A 26,457-nucleotide genomic window follows, 5' to 3' on the forward strand; every position below is an offset into this window, starting at 1 on the left:
GGCAGCGACTAGATTTGAGAGCGTGAACGCCACCCCGGAGAACCAGCGCACCCTGCTCGACATCGCGGACCTCGACCGGCGCATCGCGCAGGCGGAACGAGCCCGCACCCGGCCGAGCCAGGCGGGCCGGATCGCCGAACTCGTCGCCATCCGGCAGGAGCAGCTCCGTGAGCTCACGGTTCTGACCGGTGCCAGGGATGACGCCCGCACGGAGCTTTCGCGGCTGGAGTCCGATGTCGCGCTCGCCGAGCAGCGCCGCGACCGCGATGCCCAGCGCCTCGCGGCAGCCACCAATCCGAAGGAGGCGCAGGCCCTGGAGCACGAGCTCGCCAGCCTCGCCAAGCGCCTGAGCGACCTCGAGGATGCCGAGCTCGACATCATGGGCCGGGTCGAGGAGGCCGACGCCGCCGTGGCCGCGCAGCAGGCCCTGTTGGACGCGACGACCGCGGAGGGCAGCGCTCTCACCGCCCAGGGCAAGGCCGACGTCGCTGCGGCGACCGAGCTCGGCGCCCAGCTCGCGCGCGACCGGGAGGCCGTCGCCGCCACGGTTCCCGCGCCCCTGCTCGCGGAGTATGATCGCCGCGCCGTGAACAGCGCCGGAGCCGCGCTCCTCACCCGCGGTACTTGCGAGGGGTGCCGGATGATGCTCCCCGGCACCGATCTCAACGACATCCGTCGCGCGCCAGAGGACGAGGTGGTCTCGTGCCCCGAGTGCGGCTGCATCCTCGTGCGCGCTGAGGAGTCGGGACTCTCGTCGTGAGCGCATCCGGCGCGCACCGCCCGTGACGGTGCCGGCGTCGGGCCCGGAGCGACGTCTCGCGCTGATCGGCCTCGGTGCGGGGGAGTACGCCGCGATCGAGCTGGACGAGCATGACGAGGAGCAGCAGCGCACCCTCCTCCCCGCGTCCGAACTCGCCGGCTGGGTGGCTGAGGTCGAAGCCGCCGACACGCCGCGATGGATCATCCGCAGTGCGGCGGAGATCTACGCGCTGCTGCTGAACGCCGGGGTCCGGATCACGCGCAGCCACGACCTCGTCCTCTGCCATGCGATCCTGCGCGACACCGCCATGGTGAACACCCCGCTGCCCCCGGCCGCGGGCTGGGAGCGTCGCGACCCGGTCGACACCACCCCCTCCCTGTTCGACGTCCTCGATGAGGAGTCGGGCGAAGACGCGATCACGGCGGCGCTCGAGCAGTACCGCGCGCAGCGGAACGTGATGGCGGAGGCAACGGACGGCCGCCTGACGTTGCTCTGCGCTGCGGAGTCGGCCGGCGGGCTGATCGCCGAGGAGATGCGCGTCGCGGGGCTGCCCTGGGACGCGGGGGTGCATGACGCGATCCTCACCGAGACGCTGGGTGCGCGTCCGGCAGCGGGCGGGCTGCCCCGACGGATGGTGGAACGCGGCGACGAGGTGCGGGCCCTGCTCGACGACCCCACGCTGCATCTGGACAGTCAGCCGAAGCTGCTGCGGGCCCTGCACCGTGTCGGCGTGTCGGTGGAGTCCACGAGCAAGTGGGAGCTGTCCGCCCACGAGCACCCGGTGATCGAACCGCTCCTCGCCTACAAGAAGCTGTCTCGCCTGCTCAGCGCGAACGGCTGGACCTGGTTGTCGGAATGGGTCCAGGACGGCCGCTTCCGTCCGGTGTACATCCCCGGGGGCGTCGTCACCGGACGGTGGGCATCGGCCGGCGGCGGTGCGCTGCAGCTGCCGCGCAACCTCCGCCCCGCCGTACGCGCGGATCCGGGCTGGGCACTCGTCGTCGCGGACGTCGCCCAGCTCGAGCCGCGGATGCTCGCGGCCATGGCGTCCGACGAGGCGATGGCGGACGCGGCGCGTGGCGGCGACCTCTACGCCGGCGTCGTCGCGTCCGGTGCCGTCGCGACGCGCGAGGAGGCGAAGTACGCGGTGCTGGGAGCGATGTACGGCGCCACCAGCGGCGACAGCGGGCGACTCGTTCCCCGGCTGCGGAAGGTGTACCCGCGCGCGATGGCGCTCGTCGACGACGCGGCGCGCGTGGGGGAGGACGGCGGCATCGTCTCGACCTGGCTCGGTCGCTCCTCGCCGCGTCCGTCCACGGAGTGGATGCGGCTGCAGGCCGACGCCACCGGCGCCGATGCCGACCCCGCCGTGGTCTCCCTCGCCCGCCGCCGCGCGCGGGAGTGGGGGCGCTTCACCCGGAACTTCATCGTCCAGGGCACCGCGGCCGAGTGGTCGCTCATCTGGCTCGCGGAGATCCGCCACCGCCTGGCGCAGCTCCCCGAGGTCTTCGGCGCCGCGGAGGCGTCAGGGCCGTTCGCCCGGGAACCGCACCTGGCGTTCTTCCTGCACGACGAGGTCATCCTGCACACGCCGCAGGAGCACGCGGAGGCCGCGGCCGACGCCGTCCGCGAGGCCGCCGCCGTCGCGACGACCCGCCTGTTCGGCACCTTTCCGATCGACGTGCCCCTCGACCTGCGCATCGCGGACTCCGCGGAGAAGTGAGGCCCCGTAGACTGGAGGGGCGAATGGGTCGACTGGACGGTCGCGTGGCGGGCAACCGCACCGAGGAACGTCCGGGCTCCACAGGGCAGGGCGGTGGGTAACACCCACCCGGAGTGATCCGCGAGATAGTGCCACAGAGAGCAGACCGCCCCGCGAGGGGTAAGGGTGAAAGGGTGGTGTAAGAGACCACCGGGGACCGTGGTGACACGGCCCGCCAGGTAAACCTCGCCCGGAGCAAGGTCAGACAGAGGATGATGACGCGGCTCGCCGAGTCCTCGGGTAGACCGCTGGAGCGGCACGGCAACGTGTCGCCGAGAGAGATGGCCGTCGAAGGGGCGAAGAACCCCGGAACAGAACCCGGCGTACAGGTCGGCCCATTCGCCCCGAACGCAGAAGGCCCCGATGACTACCGTCATCGGGGCCTTCTCTCGTTGGGTCCCTGAGCCCGTCGAAGGGCCCTGAGCGTCTCGTTGGGTCCCTGAGCCCGTCGAAGGGCCCTGAGGCCGTCGAAGGGTCAGTCGCCGGCGAGCGAGGCCGCGCCGATGATGCCGGAGTTGTTGCGGTGGATCGCGGGGACGATCGGCGTCTTCAGGTCGAGCAGCGGCAGGAAGTCGCCCGCGTTCTTCGACACGCCGCCGCCGACCACGAACAGGTCGGGGCTGAACAGGAATTCGATGTGGGAGTAGAACGCCTGCAGGCGCTCGGCCCACTCCTCCCAGCTCAGCCCCTCGCGCTCGCGCGCCGAGGTGGCCGCATACGTCTCGACGGACTCGTACTCGCGGAAGTTCAGGTGTCCGAGCTCCGTGTTCGGCAGCAGGACGCCGTCGTACAGGAACGCGGAGCCGATCCCGGTGCCGAGCGTGGTCAGCAGCGTGAAGCCGAGCACGTCGCGCGCCGCGCCGTGGCGGGCCTCCGCGACGCCGGCGGCGTCGGCGTCGTTCACGAAGACGATGTTCCGGCCGAGGCCGTCGCGGAAGAAGCGCTCGGCATCGAAGTCGATCCACTCCTTCGAGACGTTGGCGGCGGACAGCGTCTTCCCGCGCTTGACGATCGCGGGGAACGCCACGCCGAGCGGCAGGGTCGACTCGTGCACGTCGAGCGTCTTCAGGACGGTCTGCACCGCGACCAGGACGTCTTCCGGTGCCGCGCCGGCCGGAGTGGGCACACGTACCCGATCCGAGGCCATGGTGCCGTGTTCGAGGTCGACGATTCCCGCTTTGATGCCCGTGCCGCCGATGTCGACGCCGATCGCTTTTGCCATGGCCGATAGCTTAGCGACCACGGTGCACGCCAGTAGGATCGATGACATCACCCCAACCGCTCGCGGGAAGAAGGAGCAGCCATGACCGACGGCGATCACAAGTACTGGTACAACTCCGCCACGGGCGAGGTCGAGTTCGGCATGCTCTCGCCGTCCATCGACCGCATCGGTCCGTTCGACACGGAGGCCGAGGCGCACCGCGCCCCCGAGGTGCTCAAGGAGCGGTCGCGCGCCTGGGCCGAGGAAGAGGCCGCGGAGCAGGGCTGGGACGCGAAGCCCACCAGCGGCTTCGGTGCGGAGAAGGGCCAGGGCGCAGAGTAGCCATGGACAAGCAGAGGGACTTCGTCCTCCGGACGATCGAGGAGCGCGGCGTCAAGTTCGTGCGCCTGTGGTTCACCGACGTGATCGGCACGCTCAAGTCCGTCGCCATCGCGCCGGCCGAGGTCGAGGGCGCCTTCGCCGAGGGCATCGGTTTCGACGGCTCCGCCATCGAGGGGCTGACACGCACCTACGAGTCCGATCTGCTCGCCCAGCCCGACCCGACGACCTTCCAGACGCTGCCGTGGCGGGGGGAGATCGACCCGACCGCCCGCATGTTCTGCGACCTCACCACGCCCGACGGGCAGCCCGCGGTGGCCGACCCCCGTCACGTGCTGAAGCGCACGCTCGCGAAGGCCGCCGATGCGGGCTTCACGTTCTACACGCACCCGGAGATCGAGTTCTACCTGCTCAAGTCGTCGTCTTTCGGCCCCGAGGGGCCCGTGCCCGTCGACTCCGCGGGCTACTTCGACAACGTCCCCGGTGGCACCGCGCACGACTTCCGTCGGCGCTCCGTCCGCATGCTGGAGGACCTCGGCATCTCCGTGGAGTTCAGCCACCACGAAGGCGGCCCCGGCCAGAACGAGATCGACCTGCGCTACGCCGACGCCCTCACCACCGCGGACAACGTGATGACCTTCCGGACGGTCATCAAGGAGGTCGCGATCGAGCAAGGCGTGTACGCCACGTTCATGCCGAAGCCGCTCAGCGGTCAGCCCGGCAGCGGCATGCACACGCATATGTCGCTGTTCGAGGGCGACCAGAACGCCTTCTACGAGGAGGGTGCGAAGTACCAGCTCTCCAAGACCGGTCGGCACTTCATCGCGGGTCTGCTCAAGCACGCCAATGAGATCTCCGCGGTGACGAACCAGTTCGTCAACTCCTACAAGCGGCTCTGGGGCGGCGACGAGGCCCCGAGCTTCATCACCTGGGGCCACAACAACCGCTCCGCGCTCGTCCGCGTCCCGATGTACAAGCCCAACAAGGGCCAGTCCTCGCGCGTCGAGTACCGCGCCCTCGACTCCGCGGCGAATCCGTACCTCGCTTACGCGCTCATGCTCGCCGCCGGCCTCAAGGGCATCGAGGAGGGCTACGAGCTTCCGCCGGAGGCGGAGGACAATGTCTGGGCGCTGAGCGACGCCGAGCGTCGGGCGCTGGGATACTCGGCGCTTCCGGCCAGCCTCGACCACGCCCTGGAGTACATGGAGGCCTCCGAGCTGGTCGCGGAGACGCTCGGGGAACAGGTCTTCAACTACGTGCTCCTCAACAAGCGCAAGGAGTGGGAGGCGTATCGCGGTCAGGTCACGCCGCTGGAGCTGAAGAACAACCTCGAGCTCCTCTGAGCACGGCATGGCTCGCCCCGACGCCTCCGTCTCCCTTTCGGCCCTCGCTCGACTCGGATTCGCCGAGCTGAGCGAGGCCGCGGCGTCACTGGCAGAGCTCGAGAGCCTGCTCGACGTACCGCGGACGATGCTGCTCGAGGCGTCTGTCGCTGCAGATCCCGACGCGGCTGTCCGTGGGATGTTGCGGGTGGCACGACGCGACCCGTCCCCGCTGCGGGCCCTTGTCACCGACGAGGAGACGCGCCAACGTGTCTGGCGCGTCTTCGGTGCCTCCGTGGGGCTGGCCGAGTTCTTCCTGCGCCATCCTGAGGAGCTCGACGTGCTTGCGGCGCCCGTCGACGCGCTGCCCGCCGCGGACGTCTGGCGCGGTCGGCTGCTCGCCGCCGTCGGGGCCGAGGACGGCTTCGCCGAATCCGCGGAGGACGAGACGATCGTGGCCCTCCGCGTCGCGTATCGGCGGAACCTCGCGGAGATCGCGGCGTTCGACCTCGGCCACCCGCGACCCGAAGACGTCGTCGCCGAGGTCGCCGCATCCCTTGCGGACCTCGCCGGCGCCGCCCTCGAGACGTCGCTCGCGATCGCCCGCACGCGCCAGGCGCCGTCGGCGGGTCGCGATGCCGTCGCCACGACACAGCTGGCTGTGATCGGCATGGGCAAGGCGGGTGCCAGGGAGCTCAACTACGTCAGCGATGTCGATGTCATCTTCGTCGGGGGCACGTCCGACGAGGAGACGCTGTCCGAGCCGCAGGCGATCGACATCGCGACGCGTCTGGCCAGGGACACCATGCGCTTCCTGAGCGCCATCGAGGTCGAACCGCCACTCTGGGAGGTCGACGCGGCACTGCGCCCCGAGGGCAAGCAGGGAGCGCTCGTGCGCTCCCTCGCCTCCCACGTCGCGTACTACGACCGATGGGCGAAGAGCTGGGAGTTCCAGGCGCTGCTGAAGGCTCGTCCCCTCGCCGGCGATCCTGCACTGGGCGCCGCCTACATCGATGCCGTGCAGCCGCGCGTGTGGTCGAGCGCCGCCAGGGAGGAGTTCGTCGAGAGCGTCCAGCGGATGCGCGAGCGGGTCATGGAGCACATCGACCCGGAGGACGCCCCGTATCAGCTCAAGCTCGGGGCGGGCGGGCTGCGCGACATCGAGTTCACGGTGCAGCTCCTGCAGCTCGTGCACGGTCTCACCGATGCCTCCCTCCGCACCCGCGGCACACTCGAGAGCCTGGACGCGCTGGTCGCGGGCGGCTACATCGGCCGTGCGGATGCGGGCGCCTTCGCGCACGACTACCGCGTGCTGCGGCTCATGGAACACCGTCTCCAGCTGCGTGATCTCAGCCGCACCCACCTCATGCCGAAGACGCCCGCTGGTCTGCGCATCCTGGCGCGCAGCACGAAGCTGGCGGACACGGGGGAGGGCGTCTGGGCCCGGTGGGAGAGTGTCCGGCGCGAGGTGCGCGACATCCACACCCGCCTCTTCTACCGCCCGCTGCTGAGCGCGGTGGCCGGGCTGCCCGAGGAAGAGCGCACCCTTTCCGCGGAGCAGGCCCATGACCGGCTCGCGGCCATCGGCTTCCGCGATCCCGCCGGAGCCCTCCGGCACATCGGGGCACTGACGCGCGGGATCAGTCGCAAGGCGACGATCCAGCGACACCTGATGCCCGTGATGGTGCGCTGGTTCGCCGATGGCAGCGACCCCGACTACGGTCTCCTGGCCTTCCGCCGCATCAGCGAGCGGCTGGGCGACACATCGTGGTTCCTGCGCATGCTGCGGGATTCGTCCGGCGCCGCAGAGAGCCTCACCCGGCTGCTGTCGTCGTCGCGCTACATCGGCGAGCTGCTGGAGTGGATCCCGGAGTCGGTGGCCTGGCTGGACAGCGCCGAGCGGCTGCGTCCGCGGAGCGCGCAGGCGCTGGACGAGGAGGCGCGGGCGATCCAGACGCGTCACGAGACGGTCGCCGACGCGCTGCGGGCCGTCCGCGCCCTGCGGCGTCGCGAGCTCCTGCGCACCGCCATGGCCGCGGTGCTCGACGTCGTCACCATCGAGGAGGTGGCCACCGCGCTCACCGACATCACGGATGCGACGATCCAGGCCGGCCTCCGCGCCGTTCTCCGAGAGGTCGTCCCGCCGGAGGACGCAGCGCTCGACTTCGCCGTCATCGGCATGGGGAGGTTCGGCGGTGCGGAGCTCGGCTTCGGGTCCGACGCGGACGTCCTGTACGTGTACGACGCGAACGGTGTCGACTCGGGCAGGGCGGAGAAGCTGGCGACGAGGATCGTGGCGGGGCTCCGCGAGCATCTGACCGACCATCGCCTCCCGCTCGACCTGGATGCGGGTCTGCGGCCGGAGGGGCGCAACGGTCCGATCGTGCGGTCCATCGACGCCTACGCGGCCTACTACCGTCGCTGGTCGCTGTCGTGGGAGGCTCAGGCGCTGCTGCGGGCTCGCGGTGTCGCCGGCAGCGCGAAGCTCATCGGGCGGTTCATGGAACTCGCGGACAGCATCCGGTACCCGGAGGCGGTCGATCTCCAGGGGCTCCGGGAGATCAAGCGGATCAAGGCCAGGGTCGAGGGGGAGCGGCTGCCGCAGGGGACCGACCCGCGTCGTCATCTCAAGCTCGGACCGGGGACTCTCAGCGACGTGGAGTGGCTCGTGCAGCTTCTCCAGCTGCAGCACGCGACCGATGTCCCCGGCCTGCGCACCACGTCGACCCTGCAGGTACTCGACGCCGCGGTCGGCGCCGGGCTCGTCGAGGAGGACGACGCGGAGCGCCTCCGGGCGGCGTGGCTGCTGTCGAGCCGACTCCGTTCAGGCATCACGTTGCTCACGGGTCAGACGAGCGACGTCCTGCCCGCTGACCGCCGTCAGCTGGATGCCCTGGCCCGTCTGCTCGGCTATCCACCCCGGTCGGCGACACCGCTCGAAGAGGACTATCTCGCCGTCACCCGGCGTGCCCGGAGAACCTTCGAGCAGCTCTTCTACGGCTAGACGGCCGGTCGAGTTGCACGATCGTCGTCCGTCGCTCAGAGTGAGCGTATGACCTCTCCTCGCATCGGCGTGATCTGGAACCCGACGAAGTCCGACCGGGATGTCCTCGGCGAGGCCGTCACCATCGCCTTCGGTGAGGAAGCCGACGTGCGCTGGGGCGAGACGACTCCGGATGACCCCGGCCGTGGCGTCGCGGCGAAAGCGGTGGAGGAGGGCTGTGCCCTCGTCATCGCGGTCGGCGGTGACGGCACGATCCGCGCGGTCGCGGAGGCTCTGGTCGGCACCGATGTCGCTCTCGGGATCGTCCCGCAGGGCACAGGCAATCTGCTCGCGCGCAACCTCGGCGTGCCGCTCGAGGGCGTGCTGCCGGCGCTCGAGCACATCCGCGATTCCGAGCCGCACCGCATCGACCTCGGCTGGGTGGAGTTCGACGGCGAGGAGCATGCCTTCTCCGTCATGGTCGGCTTCGGGGTCGACGCGCAGATGCTCGTGGAGACCAACGACGACCTCAAGGATCGCGCCGGCTGGCTCGCCTACGTCGAGGCGATGGGGCGCGCACTGGCCGGTACCGAGATGACGGACATCACGCTGCAGCTCGACGACCACGAGCCGGAGGAGGTGCGCGGTCACACGCTGCTCGTCGGCAACTGCGGCATGCTCCAGGGTGGCATCCGTCTGCTGCCCGATGCCGTCCTCGACGACGGGCTCCTCGACATGTTGCTCATCAGCTCCGACGGCGCGCTGCAGTGGCTCGACACCGTCCGCTCGGTCGTCTGGGACAACGGCATCCGTCGCATGATCGGGAACGTCGATCAGGCGGTCAGCACGGACTCCACCACCCACGTCTCAGCGGAGCGGATCCGCGTGCAGCTCTCCGCGCCGCAGATGTTCGAGATCGACGGCGAGGAGATCGGCGAGATCGACGCGTTCACCGTGCGGGTGCAGCCGGGCGCCGTCCTGGTCCGCTGATCAGGCGACGGTCACCGCCGGCGGCGTTCTCTTCCTGTCCTGATTGGGGAAGACGACCTTCTGCACGATGATGATGATGCTCGCGGCCACCGGGATGGCGACGAGAGCGCCGAGGATTCCGCCGAGCGCTCCACCGGCCACCGCGGCGATGACCACCAGTGCGCCGGGGACGTCGACGGCCTTGTTCATGATCCGCGGGGAGAGCACGTACGCCTCGATCTGCATGTAGATCAGGTAGTAGATGATCGCGATCAGCGCGGTCGTCGGCGAGACGAACAGGCAGATGAGCGAGATGATGATCGATGCCGAGAGCGTTCCGACGAGCGGGATCATCGAGCCGATGAACGCGATCAGTGCGAGCAGCGCCGGCACCGGCGCTCCGATGATGGTGAGGAAGATGAGGCTCAGGACGCCGTTGGTGAGCGCGAGGCTCGCCTGACCGATGACGTAGCGCCCGACAGCACTGGAGACGTCCTCCAGGAGCTCGCTGAAGGTGTCGCGCTGGTAGGCGGGGACGAACCGCGCGGCCACCCGCTTCATGCTGCGCAGCGATGCCATGAAGTAGAGGGTGAGGATGAGCACGATCGTGACGCCCGTCAGGCCGCCGGCGATCCCTGCGCCGACGGCGAAGACGCCGCCACCGATGTCGAGGAAGTTGTCCGGGTTCTGCACGAAGCCGAGCACGCCGTCGACCGCATCCTGGATCGTGCTGCCGAACTGTCCGCTGACGTCCTGGAACCAGGCGCTCTTCGTGAACTCCTTGATCATCTCCGGACCGTCTTTGATGAGGTTCCCGATCTGCTCCACGAGAGTGGGGACGATGGCGAGGATGATCCCGGCGAAGGCGAGGAGCACGCCGATCACGACCACGGCGACCGCCGCCGGGCGCGGGAGCTTGCGTTCGATGAACCGCACGATCGGATCGAGGCCGAGCGCGAGGAACAGGGCGACGCCGATGTAGACCAGCACGGTGGCGAGCTGGCCGACGATGCCGCCGATCATGAGCGCGACGAGCACCCCGAGGGCGCCGAGGAGACCGAACATGAACGGGTTCGCCCTGGCGCCGGCGACCACGCTCGACGGCGACCGTCGCTGTGCGGACACGCTGGGTGCCGGATCCGGCGGTGCGATCAACTTCCTGCGACGCATGGTCCCCTCCCTCTGTCGATAGTCGACACTCGATCTTCCTCCACCAGGTCCCGTGCGCTGCTCAGCGACACCCGCCGGCTCGGCGGGCGTCGGGGGCGTCGGGTCAGTGGCTGCTGTTGCCCTTGCCGTTGTTGCCGTCGCGGCCAGGGCTCTTGCCTCGGTTCTCCTGCGCCTGAGGTGCGGCGTTCTCGGGCAGGCTCGTATCCGGCGCCGACTCGGTGACCGATGACGCCGGTGCCACCGGGGTCGCGGCCACCGGCTCCACCGCGACAGTCTCTGCCGGCGCCGGGTCGGGGGCGGTGTCGGTGGGAGCCTGTTCGATAGGCACGAGGTCCTCGACGATCCTCGACGCGCCGTCGGAGACGGCACCCGAGCTGGCGAGGGCCTGCTCGCCGTGCCCGACCAGTGCTGCGGAGGCGGTGGTCACCGCGCCGAGCACGACCACCGCGGCGATGAGGAGAGACTCGCGACGACGGCGCGTGCGCCGGGCCGGGGACGCCGCGGGGTGCGCCGACGCGACGCGACGACGGGCGCGGGCCTCGGCGCGGGTGCGGGGGAGGGGGAGGGCGCCTGCCGCCGGCGCCGGAAGCGGCACGGTGACATCCGTTGCCACCTCTTCGGTAACGGGGAAATCGAGCAATCGGCGCAGCTCGCCCTCGACCTCCAGAGCATGCGGCCGTGCTTCGGGCTCGATCGCGGTCATCGCGGTGAGCAGCCCGACCCACTCCGACCCCAGCTCCGCGGGGATCTCGGGGGCGATGTGGAGGCGGGCGAGGGCGGATTCGACGCTGAGGGTGGGCGCGAAGCCGGGCTTACCGGTGAGCGCCTCCAACAGGACGAGCCCGAGCGCGTAGACGTCGACCGCGGGACGGATTTCGCCGTTGCGCAACTGCTCCGGTGCCATGTAGGTCAGCGTCCCGAGGACGATGCCGGGAGTGGTGACACGGGACATGTCGATGGCGCAGGCGATCCCGAAGTCGGCGAGTTTCGCGCTCCACCGGCCGTTCGTGTCGAGAGGCGGGGTGAGCAGGACGTTCGAGGGCTTGATGTCGCGGTGCACGATGCCGGCGCTGTGCACGGCGTGGAGGGCGGAGGCGATGTCCGCCCCGATCGTGGCGATCTCGCGCGCTGGGACCGTCGCGCGTGCCATGCGCTTGCTCAGAGTCGGTCCGGGCACGTACTCCATCACGAGGTACTTCGGTCGTCCGGGCTCGAGGTGCGCGTCGAGGAGGGTGACCAGGCCAGGGTGGTTGAGACCCGCGAGGAGCGCCTTCTCTGAGTGCACCCGCTCCACCGGCACGACGGCGTCGTCGGACTCGCGGAACATCTTCACCGCGACGGTGCGTTCGAGGGCGATGTCCTCCGCGCGGTACACGGTCGCCATCCCGCCCATACCGACGGCCTCTGCCAGACGGTAGCGGCCGTCCAGAAGCGCGGCGGTCGGCGGGGCTTCCTGGGTGATCACGGCGTCCTCCACTGGCGGGACCGGGTATCCCGACGATGTCTTCACCGTATCCGCGCAGGGAAAACGCTGCGTTGGGGTTGACGTGGAGGCCGACACCTGCAACGGGGGATCCATGGGGAGCTGGGAGACTGAACGGATGGCAGGGATTCACCACGTGGAGATCTGGGTCGCCGACCTCGCGTCGTCGCGAGCGGAGTGGGGGTGGCTGTTCGGTGCGGTGGGTTTCGTCCGGGCCGGCGCATGGCCCGAGGGCGAGTCCTGGGAGGCGGGTGGCGCGTATGTCACCCTCACGATATCCCCGAACCTCAGCGGCAGCGCACACGATCGTCGCGCCCCTGGCGTGAACCATCTCGCCTTCGCTGCGGGCCCGCCGAGCCGAGTGGACGCGATCATCGCGGCGGCACCCGAGCACGGCTGGCGGCCTTTGTACGCGGAGCGCTACCCGCACGCCGGTGGGCCCGATCACTACGCCGGATGGCTGGAGAACTCCGCGGGGTTCAAGGCCGAGATCGTCGCCGACGAGTTCTGACGCGGGCCATGCCCAGCGCCGTTACCGCCAGAGGCGGGCGGCGGTGCTGGCGGTCTCCATGGAGATGGCGTTGGCGGTGATGAGTCGGCGGTTGGCTTCGGCGAGGGCGGCCTTCATGCGGCGGATGGCGGTGTCCCAGTCGTGGTGGGCGCGGTCGTATGCCGCCTGCGCCTCACCGGACCATGAGGATCGAAGTCGAGCGGCCTCCGCGTCGAGGGTGTCGAGCTGCTCCTGGAACTGCCGGACGGTGAGGGCGAGACGCGCGATCGTGTCGGCGATGGCGTCGTGACGGACCGCGACTCTCATCGTTGCTCCGACAGCTCCTGGCTGAGGTCGAGCTCGCGGAGGACGTACGGCTGAGCGACGGCGTCGGTGAGGTAGTACGTGTAGAAGATGACCGCGGCTTCGTCAGCGGTGAACACCTCGTTCGAGAACACGCGCACCGCACGCGTCTGACTGATCGGGATCAGCGTCGTCCCGTCGGCAGGCTCGGGACGACCGACCGTGTACAGGTGGGGCTCGCCGTCAGGCGCGGGGAGGCGCACTTCCACGGTCATTTGATCGGCTGAACCCGCCGCCTGGATGAAGGAGTCGGTCAGAGGCTGCTGGAATCCGATGATGCTTGACGGATCCGCGCCACGCCAGATGCTATACGTGAGCTCGCTCACGCCGTCCAAGCGGCCAATCATCAGGCGCAAGTGATCTTCGACGGGGCGTTTAGTCTCTGAGATCCACCCCATCTGACCCGTTGTGAACTGCTGGCCGTGCGTCCTGCTTGAGGTCACCGCGGTATCTCCCCTCTCCTTGAGAACGCAGCGAGCTGCGCGACGGTGTCGGCGATCGCGTCGTGACGGACCGCGGCTCTCATGTCGCGTCGTCCTCCGTGGGGTCGGGGACGCTCATGTCAATCTCGCGGAGCGTGTAGGGCTGGGCGACTTTATCGGTGAGGAAGTAGGTGTAGAAGATCACCGCTGCTTCGTTGGCCGTGAACACCTCGTTGGGATACACGGTGGTGGAATGGCGTCCGTCATCCCAGTGGATGACCTCGGTGGGCTCGCCGGACATGTCCGCGCCCGGACGCCCGACGACATACTGATGCGCGGTGCCGTCCGGGTCGACATAGCGGACCTCGATCACAAGGGCTTCCGCTGTCCCGGCACACTGGATGTACTCCTCGCTGAAGGGGATGCTGTCCAGAAGGTCCGCGCCCTCCGGGGCGCGCCACAGGCTCCATGCCCATGTTGAGGACCCGTTGAGCTGACGCAGCGAGAACTGGATCTGTTCCTGGTACGGCCGGAAGTAATCGACCAGTGCGCCGCGAGTATCGTCATTGATCTGACGGATATGTGTCGGTTGACTCATTTCACGGTCTCCAGAATTACTCGAGTGATTGTGATTCTCTCCCCATTCAGGGTGGCGGTCGCTGGTCGTTCGGGGCTCACGGTGGCATCGAAGCCACGTTGGGCTGCATCGCGGCTGCCCGTGCCGCCCCTGATCTCGATGCCGGTGTACGTCCCGTCGGCGTTCTCGATGAAGCCATCGCAATAGCGAGCTTGGTCTGAGGTCGCTTGGGGATTGTGGTGATACCCCTGGATGGTCGCGCGGATCTTGTTGCGGATAACGTCCTTGCCGGTGTCCTCGGCGACACGATCGAGTCCGATCTTTTCTGTGTCGACCCAGGGGCGTTGGCCGTCGCCGTTGTACTGGCCGAGCACGTTCCGTCCGCCGTGCGTGGGGTGTGGGGCGGGGCGCTCAGGAGCATTCTGAGCGGACTCGTTCGCCCACCTGCCGGCAGCGTGTCCGGCTGCGGTCAGGCCGGCCGCGGCTACGCGGGCGCCAGCCCAGGCCAGACCACCCCCAGGGACGGTGCCGACGCCGGTTACGGCGACCGCTCCGCCGCCGCCCATCATGGCCCCGCCGCCGATGACCAGGGCGGCTCCGCCGAGGAGTTCGAGGATGATGTCCGGGTGCTCCCACAGCGTCCGCGCGGAGGCGGCGAGCATGTCCATCGTGGCCTGGAACGGCTGCACGACAGCGAGCGTGAACACCGCCTCGGTGACGGCATGCTGGGCTGCGGTCGCGGCCTCAGCCTCGGTGAGCGGCATGCGCGCGGCCTCTGCGGCCTGGTCCAACCGGACTGCGCAGTCTCGGGCGAAGACATCCAGCGTCGCCCGGGCGTTGAACAGCACCGCTCTGGCCTGTTCATGCGCGGGACCGGACGGGTCGACGAATGGCACCTCCACCTCCGGGTGCCGAAGGCCCTGCCCGACCCGAAGCTCGCGGACGTAAGCGCGGTGCGCGGCCAGTGCCGTGGCGGCCTGCTGCTCGGCCTCGTCCCAGAGAGTGATGGCGCGCGCGGCTTCCTCCTGCGCCCACTCCAGCGCATCCGCCCAGGTGAACAGGGCGTGAGCGCCCTCGCGGAGCCCGTCGCCGGCGTTCGACCAGTGCAGCAACTGACGATCGAAGCGCGTCAGGTACGCGTCGTAGGCCTCGCCCGTCCAGGTGCCCTCATCGGCGAGCGACGCGAGCTGGTCGTGCACCCGTGCCGCAGCCACGCCGTGTGCCTTCCACCCCTCGGCCGTCTGCCTGACCTCGCCGGGTGAGCCAGGGATGAGGGCGGTGGCGGAGCGGGTCTGCCCGAGCTCGATCACTCTTCCCAGATCATCGCGTCGACCTCGGCCTTCGCGGCATCCGTCCCCTCATCGAAGACCCGGGCCGTCGTCGCCAGACGTTCGGTGAAATCGTCGGAGTCCGTCACCCGCGCTGCGAGGCCCGCAGACCAGGTTTCGGCGAACCGCTCAGAGGCTGCGACCACCCACTCGTGGCCGGCGCTCGTCGGCGGGGTGAGGTCGGTCGCCCCGACGTCTGCGATGATGCGCCGCGTCTTCGCCGCCATCGCCTGCAACACATCCGTGTCGACCTCATAATCCTGCGACATGCCGCCCTCTTCCTGCGAGCCCCCGGCGGCGGGATCGAGCATAGGTGAAGACAGGGTCAGAGCATAGCGAAATGTCTGAATATGCGTAGGAAGTAACCCCAAATGAGTACGTGGGGGGGGGGGGGGGGGGGGTAGGGCTGCCGTAGCCGCAAGGTTCCCATGCAGCGAAAGAGCCCGCCCCCGGATGGGGACGGACTCTTTCGCGATCTGCGTTCGGCTCAGACTCCGAAGTACAGCTCGTACTCGAACGGGTGCGGGCGCTGAGCGATCGGCAGGATCTCGTTCTCGTACTTGTAGGAGATCCAGGTCTCGATGAGCTCCTCGGTGAACACGCCGCCCTCGAGGAGGAACTGGTGGTCGGCACGGAGCGCCTCGAGCGAGTCCAGCAGGGAGTTCGGCACCTGCGGGATGTTCTTGGCCTCCTCAGGCGGAAGCTCGTAGAGGTCCTTGTCGACGGGCTCGTGCGGCTCGATGCGGTTCTTGATGCCGTCGAGGCCCGCCATGAGCTGCGCAGCGAAGGCAAGGTACGGGTTGCCCGAGGCGTCGGGCGCGCGGAACTCGATGCGCTTGGCCTTCGGGTTCGAGCCCGTGATCGGGATGCGGATCGCGGCGGAGCGGTTGCCGGCCGAGTAGACCAGGTTGACCGGAGCCTCGAAGCCCTTGACCAGACGGTGGTAGCTGTTCAGCGTCGGGTTGGTGAAGGCGAGCAGCGCCGGCGCGTGGGCCAGGATGCCGCCGATGTACCACCGCGCGATGTCGCTGAGCTGACCGTAGCCGGCCTCGTCGTAGAAGAGCGGCTTGCCGTCGCTCCACAGCGACTGGTGGGTGTGCATACCCGAGCCGTTGTCGCCGTACAGCGGCTTCGGCATGAAGGTGGCGACCTTGCCCCACTCCTCGGCGGTGTTCTTGACGATGTACTTGAACTTCAGGATGTCGTCGGCCGCGTGCACCATGGTGTCGAAGCGGTAGTTGATCTCCTGCTGGCCCGCCGTGCCCACCTCATGGTGGGAGCGCTCGAGGATGAAGCCCGCATCGATGAGCTTGAGGGTGATGTCGTCGCGCAGGTCGGCCGTCTTGTCGACCGGGCTGACGGGGAAGTAGCCGCCCTTGTACGGGGTCTTGTTGGCGAGGTTCCCGCCCTCCTCCTCGCGGCCGGTGTTCCACGCGGCCTCCTCGGAGTCGACCTTGTAGAAGCTCTCGCCGGCAGTGACGGAGTAGCGCACGTCGTCGAAGATGTAGAACTCGGCCTCGGGGGCGAAGAACGCGGTGTCGGCGATGCCGGTGGAGGTGAGGTACTTCTCCGCCTTCTTCGCGACCTGACGCGGGTCCTTCGAGTAGATCTCGCCGGTGCGCGGGTTGTAGATGTCGAAGATCATCACGAGGGTGCTCGCCTCGCGGAAGGGGTCGATGTACGCCGTCGTCACATCCGGGATCAGCTGCATGTCCGACTCGTGGATGCTGGCGAAGCCACGGATGGAGGAGCCGTCGAACAGCTGTCCGTCCGTGAAGAAGGCCTCGTCGACCGTCGCCGCAGGGATGTTGAAGTGCTGCTGCACACCAGGGAGGTCGGTGAAACGGATGTCAAGGAATTTGACGTCGTTCTCCTTGATGTAGGCCAGTACCTCGGACGAATCTTTGAACATGTACGACTCCTGTGATGCGGATCGATGGCTTCGGGGCCACTTTGCACAGTACGGACGGGGGATTTCTCCACGGTATCCGCTTTGTTTCGTCCGTGTTACAGCGTGAGCAGGATCGGAGGGCATCCACAGCCTCGGTAGGCTGGAGGGGTGACGGATGCTGTGAACACGTACCCCGGTGAGCGACTCGGACTCCCGGAGTCCGGACCGGGGAGCATCGGTCGCCCTGGACGTCGGATCGGGGCCCTCGCGATCGACTGGACGGCAGCCGTCATCCTCTCCGTCGCGTTCTTCCAGTACGACCCGTTCGCCACGCTGCTCATCTTCGGCGTCGTGCAGATCCTCTTCATCCCGACCGCCGGCGGCAGCCCAGGGCACCGCATCCTCGGCATGCGCGTCGTCCGTCTCGACGGCGGATGGGTCGGTCTGTGGCGCCCGATCGTGCGCACGCTGCTTCTCCTCGTCGTGATCCCGGCCGTCGTGTGGGACCCGGATCAGCGCGGTCTCCACGACAAGGCTGTGGGCACGGTCCTCATCCGCGCCTGAGGCTCAGTCGCGGCCGCGGTTGCGACGGCGTGCTTCGCGGGGTGCTCTGCCGCCGAGGAACGAGCGCGCGGGGTCGACGACGTACCCGCGACGCAACGCTTCGCGGCCGATCAGCATCCGGAAACCCATCTCGTCCCGGTTGCTCAGCGTGACCTCGGCGAGCACCTCTCGGTCGACGAGACGGATCATCAGCTGCACGACGAGACGTTCCTGCGCGTGGCCGGAGGAACTCCGGACGGCCCGCCGGTCGTGGATGGGGGACTCGACGACGACGGCATCCTCCTGGCTGTCCTGCCAGGGCTTCACGCGGAACCGCACCCAGGGCTCGTCATCGCGCTCGAACTCCTGGATGTCGAACGCGTGCAGGGATGAAGTGCGGGCGCCGGTGTCGATCTTGGCTTTGATCCAGTCGACCCCGAGATCGGGCAGGCTCACCCACTCGCGCCACCCCGTAAGGGTGTTTGAATGGGTAGACCTACTCACCTGATACATCCTGGCAGGAAATCCCCCGTGAAGATCGCAGTGCTGTCCCGTGCGCCGCAGGCGTACTCCACCCAACGCCTCCGCGCGGCCGCACTGCAGCGAGGGCACAACGTGAAGGTGCTGAATACCCTGCGCTTCGCGATCGACCTGACCTCCGACGAACCCGACCTGCACTACCGTGGTCGGCAGCTCAGCGACTACGACGCGATCCTGCCACGCATCGGCAACTCGATCACGTACTTCGGTACCGCGGTGGTGCGACAGTTCGAGCAGATGGATGTCTACACCCCGAACACGGCGAACGGCATCTCGAGCGCGCGCGACAAGCTCCGGGCGAACCAGATCCTCTCCCGGCACAACATCGCGATGCCGCCGACGGCCTTCGTCCGCAACCGCGCCGACGTGCGGCCGGCGATCGAGCGCGTCGGCGGCGCTCCCGTGGTGATCAAGCTGCTCGAGGGCACCCAGGGCATCGGCGTCATCCTCGCGCCGCAGGTGAAGGTGGCTGAGGCCATCATCGAGACGCTCCACTCGACCAAGCAGAACGTGCTCATCCAGAAGTTCATCGCCGAGAGCCGGGGCCGCGACATCCGCGCGCTCGTCGTCGGGGACCGCGTCGTCGCCGCGATGCGCCGATCGGCAGCGGGGGACGAGTTCCGTTCCAACGTGCACCGTGGCGGCTCGGTCGAGGCGATCGAGCTCGACCCGGTCTACGAGCGGGCTGCCGTGCGGTCGGCCCAGATCATGGGACTCCGCGTCGCCGGCGTGGACATGCTGGAGGGGGACGAGGGACCCCTGGTGATGGAGGTCAACTCCTCCCCGGGCCTGCAGGGTATCGAGACCGCGACCAAGCTCGACGTCGCGGGCGCGATCATCGACTACATCGCCGGTCAGGTCGCCTTCCCGGAGATCGACGTCCGGCAGCGCCTCACCGTCTCCACCGGCTACGGCGTCGCCGAACTCATGGTCCACGGCGCCGCCGACCTCGTCGGCAAGACACTGGGCGAGGCGGGCCTGTGGGAGCGCGATATCACGGTGCTCACCCTGCACCGCGGGGTCAGTGTCATCCCGAACCCGCGCAAGCATGTGGTCCTCGAGCCCGACGACCGCCTGTTCTGCTTCGGAAAGCTCGATGAGATGCGCTCGATGATCCCCGAGCGTCGTCGTCGCCGCGCGAAGGTGCGCCGCCTGCCCAAGCAGCCGCTCTCGGAATGAGAGAAGCGCGGCCGCCCTCGGTGAGGGCGGCCGCGCTTCGCGGTCCGGGGGAGCGGGTCAGCGCGGACGCTGCGCGCGCACCTTCGTCGGGTCGATCCCCTTCGGGATGGGAAGCGACGACAGCGACTGCGAGACCGAGTCGATGCGGCGGATGACGGCCGCCATCGTGGCCTTGTCGATGGCCTTCGGGAGCTTCTTGATGGTCTTCGCGAGGTCGGCGATGGGCACCTCGTCTTCGCCGTGCCCGACGTAGAGCACCGTGATCGGCACGCCGTGAGCGACGCGCTGCGCACGGCTGCGCTCCTCGTTCACGAGTCGGGTGAGGCGTCCGCGGGCGCCCTCGCCGACGACGACGATGCCGCCGCGGCCGACCGTCCGGTACACCGCCTCCTGCGTCTTCGGGTTGATGCCCACCGGGGTCTCGGAGGCCTGCCACCGGCGACCGAGGCTTGTGCTGAGCACGTGGCCGGTCGCACCGGGCATGCCGTCGATCTTCGTGTACATGGCCGAGGTCGACAGCCGGGTCATGAGGAACAGCGCGCCGAGGACGCCGAGCATCAAGCCCGTGATGGCCCAGAGGACGAGCGTCCACACCTGGAACGGCGGAATCAGGTAGCCGGCCAGGAGGCCGAGCAGCACGCCGCCGATGAGGATCGCGGCCTGCGCCCAGGGGAGCCAGGCATAGGCCTCGCGCGTGAACCGGAAGAGGGACTTGATCTGGGAGAAGAACCCAGGACGCTTCTCGGGTTCAGGAGCACGCTTTGCCATGGAGACCAGCCTACCGAGTCCGAAGGCCGTGCGATGCCGCCGTTCGCGTGCAGCGGAGAGCGTGTGCGCGATCTCTCCTGCACAATCCGACCCGCCACGGGATCTCGTCCCCGAGCAACGAGTTCGGACGGAGCGTCCCGCGGGTCGGGTGGGATGGATCGCATGACACCAGCGCGTGAGAGTGCCCCCCGCGAGCAGGCCGTGCTTCCCCAGGCGCACCGTACGATCCGACTCCTCGACTCTGCTGAGGGGCCCTTTCGCGGTGCGCTCGTCACCTCGCCGGACGGTCCGGTCGTGCGCGTCGAGGCCGAGAGCCTCTCTGGTTGGGCGGGCTGCCGATATGCGGGCACCCAGCACATCGCCGCGCCGGTGGACATGATCCGCCGCGCGGACGGACACGACGTCCTTCTGCCCTGGTGCACCGAGCGCCTGGAGGCCTACGTGGATCGGCGGCTCCGGCGGGGCGGGTTGCCATCGGGGGAGGTCAGCACGGTGGTCGTGAGTCTTCTGCGTGGACTGGCGGAGCTGGGGCCCGCGTCGGCGGTGGACATGCACGGGACATGGTGGCTCACCGACGGGGGCCGGCCGGTCTTCGTGCTGGGGTCCGGTCAGGACGCGTCGACCGCCGTCCTGGTGATCGTGGACCGGCTACGCGCGGAGTGCACCGACAAGACGATGGCCCGGGTCCTCGACCGCACCCGCGATCGCGTTCGTTCGGCCGCAGCACAGCGCCGGGTGCCCCGGCGATTGCTCGAGGACGCAGAGAGCGACCTCTTGGAGATCGCAGCACCACGACCACTGGAAGAGGCTGCCGAGGACCGGGCGGCGCCCACGGAAGCCGGTGTCTCCGGTGCGGTGCGACGAGTCCGCACCGAACCCGTCACCCGCGCACGGCTGCGGGAGCGTCGGATGCGGGAAGAGAGTCCGGTCAAAGGGGGCTCGGTACGGGCGTTCGCCGGCCTGCTCGCCCTCCGCGATCGAGTCGTCAGCGGGGCGCGACCTCTCCTCGATCGGCGGACCATCAGGGTACGGCCGCCGGCGGGCGGAGGGGAGACGGGTTCCCGGCGCAGGCGGGTTCTCATCGTGGCCGGCGCGTGCGCGGCGGCGGTGCTCCTCGCGGGGCTGCTGTGGCCGAGCGACGGAGACGATCCCGCGGTCGGGGCAGCGGGGAGCACTCCTCCGTCCGCTGACCGTCCTGGGGGAGCGGGCCCTGCCAGGAGGACTGCGCCGACACCTGCTCCTTCACCGTCCGCGTCCGCGGCGCCGCCGAAGGCCGACGATCCGACAGGCGCTCTCCCGGCACTCCTCGCGCAGATCGTCGAGTGCGAGGCACGCGACGACGCGGTGTGCGCCGCTGCCGTCGCGGCCGGTTCCGCGGGGATCACGCCCGTCGCTGCCGAGATGGCCGGTCGGAAGGATGCGGTTCTCGTGGATCGCTATGGAGACATGGCCGTGATGGAGCTGCCGTCATCGCCCGAGAGCGGCGAGGCGAAGACCGAGGAGGCAGCCATCCTCGTGCTGGTGTGGGCAGATGAAAAATGGCTGGTCCGCGACGCATATCGCGTCGCGGACCAGCCGAAGTGAGGCGAGCCGTCGGTCAGGCGCCGAGCTGGCCGCTGAACTGCGCAGCCTCGAGGCGAGCCTTCACCGCACCGAGGAAGCGTGCCGCGTCGGCACCGTCGATGATGCGGTGGTCGTACGACAGAGCCAGGTACACGTAGGAGCGGACCGCAATCGCGTCCGTGCCGCCGACCTTGACCAGACCGGGGCGCTTGACGACCGTGCCCGTGCCGAGGATCGCCGACTGCGGCAGGAACACCACGGGCGTGTCGAACAGCGCGCCGCGCGAACCGGTGTTGGTCAGCGTGAACGTCCCGCCGGCGAGCTCGTCGGGCTTCAGCTTGTTGTCGCGGGTGCGCGCAGCGAGATCGGCGATCTCGTGGGCGATCTCGGCGATGTTCTTCGACGCAGCGTCGCGGAGCACCGGCGTGAGCAGACCGCGCTCGGTGTCGACCGCGATCGAGACGTTCTCGGACGCCGGGTAGACGATCTGCTCGCCGTCGACCGTCGCGTTGATGATCGGGAAGGCCTGCAGGGCCTCCGCCGCAGCGAGGGCGAAGAACGGCAGGAAGGACAGCTTGTCGCCGGTCTTCTCGAGGAACGACGCCTTGACGCTGTCGCGGTACTCGGCGAGAGCGGTGACGTCCACCTCGACCACCGTGGTGAGCTGGGCCGTCTGCTGCATCGACTCGACCGCACGCTTGGCGAGGACCTTGCGCAGGCGCGACATCGGCTGGGTGGTCCCGCGCAGCGGCGACACCTCCAGGGGGGCCGGAGCCGGCGTTGCAGCGGCTGCCGGTGCGGCGGTGGCGGTCTCTGCGGCCTTGAGGACGTCCTCCTTGCGGATTCGGCCTCCGACGCCGGTGCCCTTGACCGTGGCCAGGTCCACACCCTGCTGCGCAGCCAGACGGCGCACGAGCGGGGTCACGTAGAGGTTGTCGCTCTCGGTCGGCAGCGACAGCTTGGGGGCCTCCGCCTGCGCGGGCTGTGCCGGAGCAGCGGCCTGCGCGGGCGCTGCGGGGGCCTCCGCCTGCGCGGGCTGCGCCGGAGCAGCGGGAGCCTCGGGCTGTGCAGCCGGAGCCTCGGCCTGCGGAGCCGGAGCGGCGGGCGCCTCGGCCTGCGGAGCGGCAGGGGCTTCGGCCTGCGGAGCAGCGGGAGCCTCGGGCTGGGCTGCGGGAGCAGCACCGGATCCGACGCGTGCCAGCACGGCGCCGACCTCGACGGTCTCGTCCTCGCCGGCGACGATCTCCTGCAGTACCCCGGCGACCGGCGACGGGATCTCGGTGTCGACCTTGTCGGTGGAGATCTCGAGGAGCGCCTCGTCGACCTCGACCGAGTCGCCGACCTGCTTGAGCCAGCGGGTGACCGTGCCCTCGGTGACGCTCTCACCGAGCTCGGGGAGCACGATGTCGGTGGCGTCGCCGGAGGGAGCCGCAGGCGCGGACTCGGCGGGAGCGGAGTCGGCTGGTGCCGGCTGCTCGGCCGCGGGAGCCGTGGCGGGCTCCGGAGCGGCGGGGGCGGCGGCCTCAGCCGGGGCGGCTTCAGCCGCAGCAGGGGCATCGTCGGCCGGTGCCGTACCGCTGCCGTCGCCGATGCGGGCCAGCAGAGCACCGACCTCGACGGTCTCGTCCTCGGCCACGAGGATCTCCTCGATCACGCCGGTGACGGGGGAGGGGATCTCGGTGTCGACCTTGTCGGTCGAGATCTCGAGCAGGCCCTCGTCCGCCTGGACGGTGTCTCCCACCTGCTTGAGCCAGCGGGTGACCGTACCCTCTGTGACGCTCTCACCGAGAGCGGGGAGGACCACGGATGTGCTCATGACTGAGTCTCCTTCAGAAGTTGTATGACGCTTGTCTAGCTTAGTGACTCGGGCACCGGTTGGTGCTCAGAGGGCGTGCAGGGGCTTTCCGGCCAGCGCGAGGAAGGCTTCGCCGAGGGCCTCGCTCTGGGTCGGGTGGGCATGGATGAGCGGCGCGATGTCCTCGGGATGGGCCTCCCACGCGACCGCGAGCTGGCCCTCGGTGATGAGCTCGCCGACGCGATCGCCGAGGAGATGCACACCGAGGACGGGACCGTCCTTGAGGCGGACGACCTTGACGAGGCCGCCCGTGCCGATGATCTCGCTCTTCCCGTTCCCCGCGAGGTTGTACTCGTAGGAGTGGACGGCGTCGGCACCGTGCGCGGTGACCGCCGCCTCCTCCGTGAGACCGACCGAGGCGACCTCCGGGCTCGAGTAGGTGACCTTCGGGATCTGCACGTCAGGGACGTTCACGGGGGAGAGGCCCGCGATGCGCTCGGCGACCGCGATGCCCTGCTGGAACCCGCGGTGGGCGAGCTGGAGGCCGGGGACGATGTCGCCGACCGCCCACACGCCGGGGACGCCGGTGCGGAGGTCGCCGTCCACCGTCACGAACCCGCGGTCCAGGCGCACGCCGGCTTCCTCGAATCCCAGGTCGGCGGTGGCGGGGCCGCGGCCGACGGCGACGAGGAGGTAGTCGGCGGTGAACTCCTTGCCGTCCTCCAGCGTGACCGTGACGGACGAGTCGTCCTGGGTGGCGGTCTGGAAGCGCACGCCCAGGGAGTACTGGATGCCCCGGCGGCGGAACGCACGCTCGAGGCCCTTGCTCATCGCGATGTCCTCGTTCGGGACGAGGTGGGGCAGCGCCTCCACGATCGTCACCTCGGCTCCGAAGGAGCGCCACACGCTCGCGAACTCGACGCCGATCACGCCGCCGCCCAGGATGAGCACCCGCTCCGGGATCACGTCCAGGGCGAGTGCCTGCTCGCTGGTCAGGATCCGTCCGCCGATCTCCAGACCAGGCAGGGAGCGGCTGTACGAGCCGGTGGCGAGGATGACGTCGGTGCCGACATAGACATCGTCGCCGACGGTGACGCTCCGGTCCGCGTTCAGGCGGCCGAGCCCGGCGACCGTCGTGATCCCGCGCGCCTTGACGAGCCCCTCGAGGCCCTTGTACTTCTTCGCGACGATGCCCTCGCGATACGTGCGCACGCCCGCCGGGTCGATCCCGCCGAACGAAGCCGTGACGCCGACCGAGGCGGCGTCACGCACGTGGTCCGCCACCTCGGCGGCGTGCAGCAGCGCCTTCGTCGGGATGCACCCGCGGTGGAGGCACGTGCCTCCCACCTTGTCCTTCTCGATCAGTGCGACGGACTTGCCGAGCTCGCTGGCTCGCAGTGCCGCGGCGTACCCGCCGCTGCCGCCGCCCAGGACGACGATGTCGAAGGTGTGGGTTGTCATGGGTGTCATGCCTCCGGGTGGGATGCTGCTTCGGCGAAGGCGATGATCGATCGGACCATCGCCCCCGTGGGGCCCTTCTCTGTGAAGCCGTAGGGGGCGCCGGCGTGTTCACCGGATCCCGCGATGTCGAGGTGCACCCAGGGGATGCGCGGCGCGTCGTCCGCGTCCGAGGTGCGGCCGACGAAGCGCCGGAGGAAGAGACCGGCGAAGGACGCGCCGCCCATCCGATCTCCCATGTTGGCGTTGATCATGTCGGCGATGGGGGAGTCGAGCGTCTCCTCCATGTAGGCGGGCAGCGGCATGTGCCACGCGGGCTCTCCCGTGCGGGCGGCCGCGGCGAGGAACTCCGCGACCGTCTCGTCGTCGCCGAAGACGCCGGTGTGACGGTGGCCGAGGGCTGCGACGATCGCGCCGGTCAGAGTCGCGACGTCGATGATGACGTCGGGGTTCTCCCGGCTCGCGGCGACCAGACCGTCGGCGAGGACGAGGCGCCCCTCCGCGTCGGTGTTCAGCACCTCGACGGTGGTGCCGTCGAGGATGCGGATGACGTCCCCGGGGCGGAGAGCACGACCGGACGGCATGTTGTCGGTGATGCAGAGCCAGGCGGTCACGCGCACGGGGAGGCGGAGGGCCGCGATGGCGCGGAGGGCGGCGAGGGAGGTCGCGGCACCGGCCATGTCGAACTTCATGCCGACCATCGAAGCCGCCGGCTTCAGGGAGAGTCCGCCGGTGTCGAAGGTGATGCCCTTGCCGACGAGGGCGATGTGCCGCTGCGCGTCCGCCGGCGCGTAGTCGAGGCGGACGAGGCGCGGCGGCCGGTCGGATCCCTGGCCGACGCCGAGGATGCCACCGAAACCCTGTTCCGCGAGAGCACCCTCGTCGAGGATCTCCACGGTGACGTCGAGGTCCGCGACGCTGTCGGCGGCGCTCTGCGCCAGCTGCGCGGGGCTCTGCCACTCGGCGGGCACGTTCACGAGGTCCTTGATGAGAGCGACGGCCTCGCCCGTGGCGTGAGCGCGGGCGATCGTCTCGTCGTCGAGCGGGGCGTGGACGACGACCGCCGTCGCCCGCTTCTTCCTGCCGTTCTCGGCGCGGTAGTCGTCGAAGCGGTAGCCGCCGAGGACGGCACCCTCCGCGGCCGCGGCGGCGTGCTCCTCGAGACCGGCGGCGAGGCCGAGCGCGACGGTGTCGAAGCCGGTCAGGGAGCGGAGAGCCGCGCCGGCTGCGCTCCGTACGGAGGCGTCGTCGACGGTGGAGCCGACGCCGACGACGGCGAACGGGAGGGGCGTCACCTCGGGGGCGTAGACCCGAGCGAACGCACCGGCGGCGCCGGTGAAGCCGATGCCCGCCAGAGCGTCGGCGAGACCCGGGTGAGCCGCCAGCGACTCGGCCGACTCGGAGAGATCGGGGACGACGAGCACTGCGGCATCGGCAGCGCTTCCGGGGAACTGATCGGTGGTGTGCGAGAGCACGGGAAGCGTCATGCTCTCCATCCTAGGATCTCCGCCCCGGGGTCGTCGGTCCGCCGGCCGGGGTGTGTTCGCTCTC

General features: G+C 69.5%; 24 protein-coding genes and 1 other RNA gene. 11 read left to right on the forward strand and 14 right to left on the reverse strand.

The window, feature by feature from the left end; translation table 11 throughout:
* The first annotated feature begins 22 nt into the window (after window positions 1-22).
* From AB0N68_RS10375 to rnpB, 3 genes are all read left to right on the forward strand, one after another.
* Entirely contained in the window at window positions 23-760 is a 738-nt protein-coding gene (locus AB0N68_RS10375) for a zinc ribbon domain-containing protein (protein ID WP_187661594.1), read from the forward strand.
* Between the two features lie 22 nt (window positions 761-782).
* The gene (locus AB0N68_RS10380; RefSeq protein ID WP_187661593.1) at window positions 783-2,483 is read left to right on the forward strand and encodes a bifunctional 3'-5' exonuclease/DNA polymerase; all 1,701 of its coding nucleotides are present in this window, start codon (window positions 783-785) and stop codon (window positions 2,481-2,483) included.
* Between the two features lie 24 nt (window positions 2,484-2,507).
* Window positions 2,508-2,864: RNase P RNA component class A (rnpB, locus tag AB0N68_RS10385), an RNA gene on the forward strand.
* Window positions 2,865-2,997: 133 nt separating this feature from the next.
* Here the strand turns inward: rnpB and ppgK are convergent.
* Window positions 2,998-3,744: a polyphosphate--glucose phosphotransferase gene (gene ppgK / locus AB0N68_RS10390; RefSeq protein ID WP_025103605.1), complete on the reverse strand. Its 747-nt coding sequence runs from the start codon at window positions 3,742-3,744 to the stop codon at window positions 2,998-3,000.
* Window positions 3,745-3,825: 81 nt separating this feature from the next.
* Here ppgK and AB0N68_RS10395 point away from each other — a divergent pair, with 81 nt between their 5' ends.
* From AB0N68_RS10395 to AB0N68_RS10410, 4 genes are read left to right on the forward strand one after another with little or no spacing between them, the layout of a single operon-like run.
* Entirely contained in the window at window positions 3,826-4,065 is a 240-nt protein-coding gene (locus AB0N68_RS10395) for an SPOR domain-containing protein (RefSeq protein ID WP_187661592.1), read from the forward strand.
* 2 nt (window positions 4,066-4,067) lie between these two features.
* A complete protein-coding gene (glnA, locus tag AB0N68_RS10400) occupies window positions 4,068-5,405 on the forward strand; it encodes a type I glutamate--ammonia ligase (protein ID WP_071329447.1) in 1,338 nt (445 codons plus the stop codon).
* 7 nt (window positions 5,406-5,412) lie between these two features.
* Entirely contained in the window at window positions 5,413-8,388 is a 2,976-nt protein-coding gene (locus AB0N68_RS10405; RefSeq protein ID WP_280564425.1) for a bifunctional [glutamine synthetase] adenylyltransferase/[glutamine synthetase]-adenylyl-L-tyrosine phosphorylase, read from the forward strand.
* Window positions 8,389-8,436: 48 nt separating this feature from the next.
* Window positions 8,437-9,357 carry a diacylglycerol/lipid kinase family protein gene (locus tag AB0N68_RS10410; RefSeq protein ID WP_187661590.1) on the forward strand — a complete coding sequence of 307 codons (921 nt, stop codon included), beginning with the start codon at window positions 8,437-8,439 and terminating at the stop codon, window positions 9,355-9,357.
* Here the strand turns inward: AB0N68_RS10410 and AB0N68_RS10415 are convergent, their stop codons facing one another.
* Together AB0N68_RS10415 and AB0N68_RS10420 are read right to left on the reverse strand one after the other, a co-directional pair.
* Window positions 9,358-10,506, reverse strand: a complete 1,149-nt coding sequence (locus AB0N68_RS10415; protein ID WP_280564427.1) for an AI-2E family transporter — start codon at window positions 10,504-10,506, stop codon at window positions 9,358-9,360. It lies immediately after the preceding gene.
* Window positions 10,507-10,609: 103 nt separating this feature from the next.
* Window positions 10,610-11,971 carry a serine/threonine-protein kinase gene (locus tag AB0N68_RS10420; protein ID WP_280571603.1) on the reverse strand — a complete coding sequence of 454 codons (1,362 nt, stop codon included), beginning with the start codon at window positions 11,969-11,971 and terminating at the stop codon, window positions 10,610-10,612.
* Between the two features lie 136 nt (window positions 11,972-12,107).
* Here AB0N68_RS10420 and AB0N68_RS10425 point away from each other — a divergent pair, with 136 nt between their 5' ends.
* A complete protein-coding gene (locus tag AB0N68_RS10425; RefSeq protein WP_259952454.1) occupies window positions 12,108-12,500 on the forward strand; it encodes a VOC family protein in 393 nt (130 codons plus the stop codon).
* A gap of 21 nt (window positions 12,501-12,521) precedes the next feature.
* Here AB0N68_RS10425 and AB0N68_RS10430 read toward each other — a convergent pair whose 3' ends face one another.
* The 6 genes from AB0N68_RS10430 to glnA (AB0N68_RS10455) all read right to left on the reverse strand — a co-directional run bounded on the left by AB0N68_RS10430 (window position 12,522) and on the right by glnA (AB0N68_RS10455) (window position 17,081).
* Window positions 12,522-12,806 (reverse strand): WXG100 family type VII secretion target, encoded by a 285-nt coding sequence (locus AB0N68_RS10430; RefSeq protein WP_280565262.1) that lies wholly within the window; start codon window positions 12,804-12,806, stop codon window positions 12,522-12,524.
* A complete protein-coding gene (locus tag AB0N68_RS10435) occupies window positions 12,803-13,057 on the reverse strand; it encodes a hypothetical protein (RefSeq protein ID WP_280571601.1) in 255 nt (84 codons plus the stop codon). The genes AB0N68_RS10430 and AB0N68_RS10435 overlap by 4 nt, the downstream gene beginning before the upstream one ends.
* A 307-nt stretch (window positions 13,058-13,364) precedes the next feature.
* Window positions 13,365-13,862 carry a hypothetical protein gene (locus AB0N68_RS10440; RefSeq protein ID WP_280565266.1) on the reverse strand — a complete coding sequence of 166 codons (498 nt, stop codon included), beginning with the start codon at window positions 13,860-13,862 and terminating at the stop codon, window positions 13,365-13,367.
* Window positions 13,859-15,151: a putative T7SS-secreted protein gene (locus tag AB0N68_RS10445; RefSeq protein WP_348528104.1), complete on the reverse strand. Its 1,293-nt coding sequence runs from the start codon at window positions 15,149-15,151 to the stop codon at window positions 13,859-13,861. Before AB0N68_RS10445 ends, AB0N68_RS10440 begins: the two co-directional genes overlap by 4 nt.
* Window positions 15,148-15,438 (reverse strand): hypothetical protein, encoded by a 291-nt coding sequence (locus AB0N68_RS10450; protein ID WP_259952459.1) that lies wholly within the window; start codon window positions 15,436-15,438, stop codon window positions 15,148-15,150. The genes AB0N68_RS10445 and AB0N68_RS10450 overlap by 4 nt, the downstream gene beginning before the upstream one ends.
* A 218-nt stretch (window positions 15,439-15,656) precedes the next feature.
* A complete protein-coding gene (glnA, locus tag AB0N68_RS10455; protein ID WP_187661580.1) occupies window positions 15,657-17,081 on the reverse strand; it encodes a type I glutamate--ammonia ligase in 1,425 nt (474 codons plus the stop codon).
* 147 nt (window positions 17,082-17,228) lie between these two features.
* On the opposite strand from glnA (AB0N68_RS10455), the gene AB0N68_RS10460 reads away from it, so the two are divergent.
* A complete protein-coding gene (locus AB0N68_RS10460) occupies window positions 17,229-17,624 on the forward strand; it encodes an RDD family protein (protein WP_232089029.1) in 396 nt (131 codons plus the stop codon).
* Window positions 17,625-17,627: 3 nt separating this feature from the next.
* Here the strand turns inward: AB0N68_RS10460 and AB0N68_RS10465 are convergent, their stop codons facing one another.
* Window positions 17,628-18,116 (reverse strand): ATP-dependent zinc protease family protein, encoded by a 489-nt coding sequence (locus AB0N68_RS10465; RefSeq protein ID WP_187661579.1) that lies wholly within the window; start codon window positions 18,114-18,116, stop codon window positions 17,628-17,630.
* 18 nt (window positions 18,117-18,134) lie between these two features.
* Between AB0N68_RS10465 and AB0N68_RS10470 the strand changes: the two genes are divergently transcribed.
* Window positions 18,135-19,322 (forward strand): RimK family alpha-L-glutamate ligase, encoded by a 1,188-nt coding sequence (locus AB0N68_RS10470; protein ID WP_060923121.1) that lies wholly within the window; start codon window positions 18,135-18,137, stop codon window positions 19,320-19,322.
* Between the two features lie 57 nt (window positions 19,323-19,379).
* Here AB0N68_RS10470 and AB0N68_RS10475 read toward each other — a convergent pair whose 3' ends face one another.
* Window positions 19,380-20,090: a DUF4191 family protein gene (locus AB0N68_RS10475; RefSeq protein ID WP_187661578.1), complete on the reverse strand. Its 711-nt coding sequence runs from the start codon at window positions 20,088-20,090 to the stop codon at window positions 19,380-19,382.
* A gap of 162 nt (window positions 20,091-20,252) precedes the next feature.
* On the opposite strand from AB0N68_RS10475, the gene AB0N68_RS10480 reads away from it, so the two are divergent.
* Entirely contained in the window at window positions 20,253-21,674 is a 1,422-nt protein-coding gene (locus AB0N68_RS10480) for a hypothetical protein (protein WP_280565275.1), read from the forward strand.
* 13 nt (window positions 21,675-21,687) lie between these two features.
* On the opposite strand, the gene sucB is transcribed toward AB0N68_RS10480, so the two are convergent.
* From sucB to AB0N68_RS10495, 3 genes are all read right to left on the reverse strand, one after another.
* On the reverse strand, window positions 21,688-23,469 hold the full coding sequence (gene sucB / locus AB0N68_RS10485) for a 2-oxoglutarate dehydrogenase, E2 component, dihydrolipoamide succinyltransferase (RefSeq protein WP_280615237.1): 1,782 nt from the start codon (window positions 23,467-23,469) through the stop codon (window positions 21,688-21,690).
* Between the two features lie 66 nt (window positions 23,470-23,535).
* On the reverse strand, window positions 23,536-24,909 hold the full coding sequence (lpdA, locus tag AB0N68_RS10490; RefSeq protein WP_187661575.1) for a dihydrolipoyl dehydrogenase: 1,374 nt from the start codon (window positions 24,907-24,909) through the stop codon (window positions 23,536-23,538).
* 5 nt (window positions 24,910-24,914) lie between these two features.
* Entirely contained in the window at window positions 24,915-26,393 is a 1,479-nt protein-coding gene (locus tag AB0N68_RS10495) for a leucyl aminopeptidase (protein WP_187661574.1), read from the reverse strand.
* Between the last annotated feature and the right edge of the window lie 64 nt (window positions 26,394-26,457).

This window comes from Microbacterium meiriae (genome assembly GCF_040685015.1).
GTDB classification, from domain to species: Bacteria; Actinomycetota; Actinomycetes; order Actinomycetales; family Microbacteriaceae; genus Microbacterium; species Microbacterium meiriae.

Excerpts from the sequence above, each read along its gene's own strand:
- ppgK (WP_025103605.1), bottom strand. The coding sequence starts at position 3,744 with ATGGCAAAAGCGATCGGCGTCGACATCGGCGGCACGGGCATCAAAGCG.
- AB0N68_RS10395 (WP_187661592.1), top strand. The coding sequence starts at position 3,826 with ATGACCGACGGCGATCACAAGTACTGGTACAACTCCGCCACGGGCGAG.
- glnA (WP_071329447.1), top strand. The coding sequence starts at position 4,068 with ATGGACAAGCAGAGGGACTTCGTCCTCCGGACGATCGAGGAGCGCGGC.
- AB0N68_RS10405 (WP_280564425.1), top strand. The coding sequence starts at position 5,413 with ATGGCTCGCCCCGACGCCTCCGTCTCCCTTTCGGCCCTCGCTCGACTC.
- AB0N68_RS10410 (WP_187661590.1), top strand. The coding sequence starts at position 8,437 with ATGACCTCTCCTCGCATCGGCGTGATCTGGAACCCGACGAAGTCCGAC.
- AB0N68_RS10415 (WP_280564427.1), bottom strand. The coding sequence starts at position 10,506 with ATGCGTCGCAGGAAGTTGATCGCACCGCCGGATCCGGCACCCAGCGTG.
- AB0N68_RS10425 (WP_259952454.1), top strand. The coding sequence starts at position 12,108 with ATGGCAGGGATTCACCACGTGGAGATCTGGGTCGCCGACCTCGCGTCG.
- AB0N68_RS10430 (WP_280565262.1), bottom strand. The coding sequence starts at position 12,806 with ATGAGAGTCGCGGTCCGTCACGACGCCATCGCCGACACGATCGCGCGT.
- AB0N68_RS10435 (WP_280571601.1), bottom strand. The coding sequence starts at position 13,057 with ATGACCGTGGAAGTGCGCCTCCCCGCGCCTGACGGCGAGCCCCACCTG.
- AB0N68_RS10440 (WP_280565266.1), bottom strand. The coding sequence starts at position 13,862 with ATGAGTCAACCGACACATATCCGTCAGATCAATGACGATACTCGCGGC.
- AB0N68_RS10450 (WP_259952459.1), bottom strand. The coding sequence starts at position 15,438 with ATGTCGCAGGATTATGAGGTCGACACGGATGTGTTGCAGGCGATGGCG.
- glnA (WP_187661580.1), bottom strand. The coding sequence starts at position 17,081 with ATGTTCAAAGATTCGTCCGAGGTACTGGCCTACATCAAGGAGAACGAC.
- AB0N68_RS10465 (WP_187661579.1), bottom strand. The coding sequence starts at position 18,116 with ATGTATCAGGTGAGTAGGTCTACCCATTCAAACACCCTTACGGGGTGG.
- AB0N68_RS10475 (WP_187661578.1), bottom strand. The coding sequence starts at position 20,090 with ATGGCAAAGCGTGCTCCTGAACCCGAGAAGCGTCCTGGGTTCTTCTCC.
- AB0N68_RS10480 (WP_280565275.1), top strand. The coding sequence starts at position 20,253 with ATGACACCAGCGCGTGAGAGTGCCCCCCGCGAGCAGGCCGTGCTTCCC.
- sucB (WP_280615237.1), bottom strand. The coding sequence starts at position 23,469 with ATGAGCACATCCGTGGTCCTCCCCGCTCTCGGTGAGAGCGTCACAGAG.
- lpdA (WP_187661575.1), bottom strand. The coding sequence starts at position 24,909 with ATGACAACCCACACCTTCGACATCGTCGTCCTGGGCGGCGGCAGCGGC.
- AB0N68_RS10495 (WP_187661574.1), bottom strand. The coding sequence starts at position 26,393 with ATGACGCTTCCCGTGCTCTCGCACACCACCGATCAGTTCCCCGGAAGC.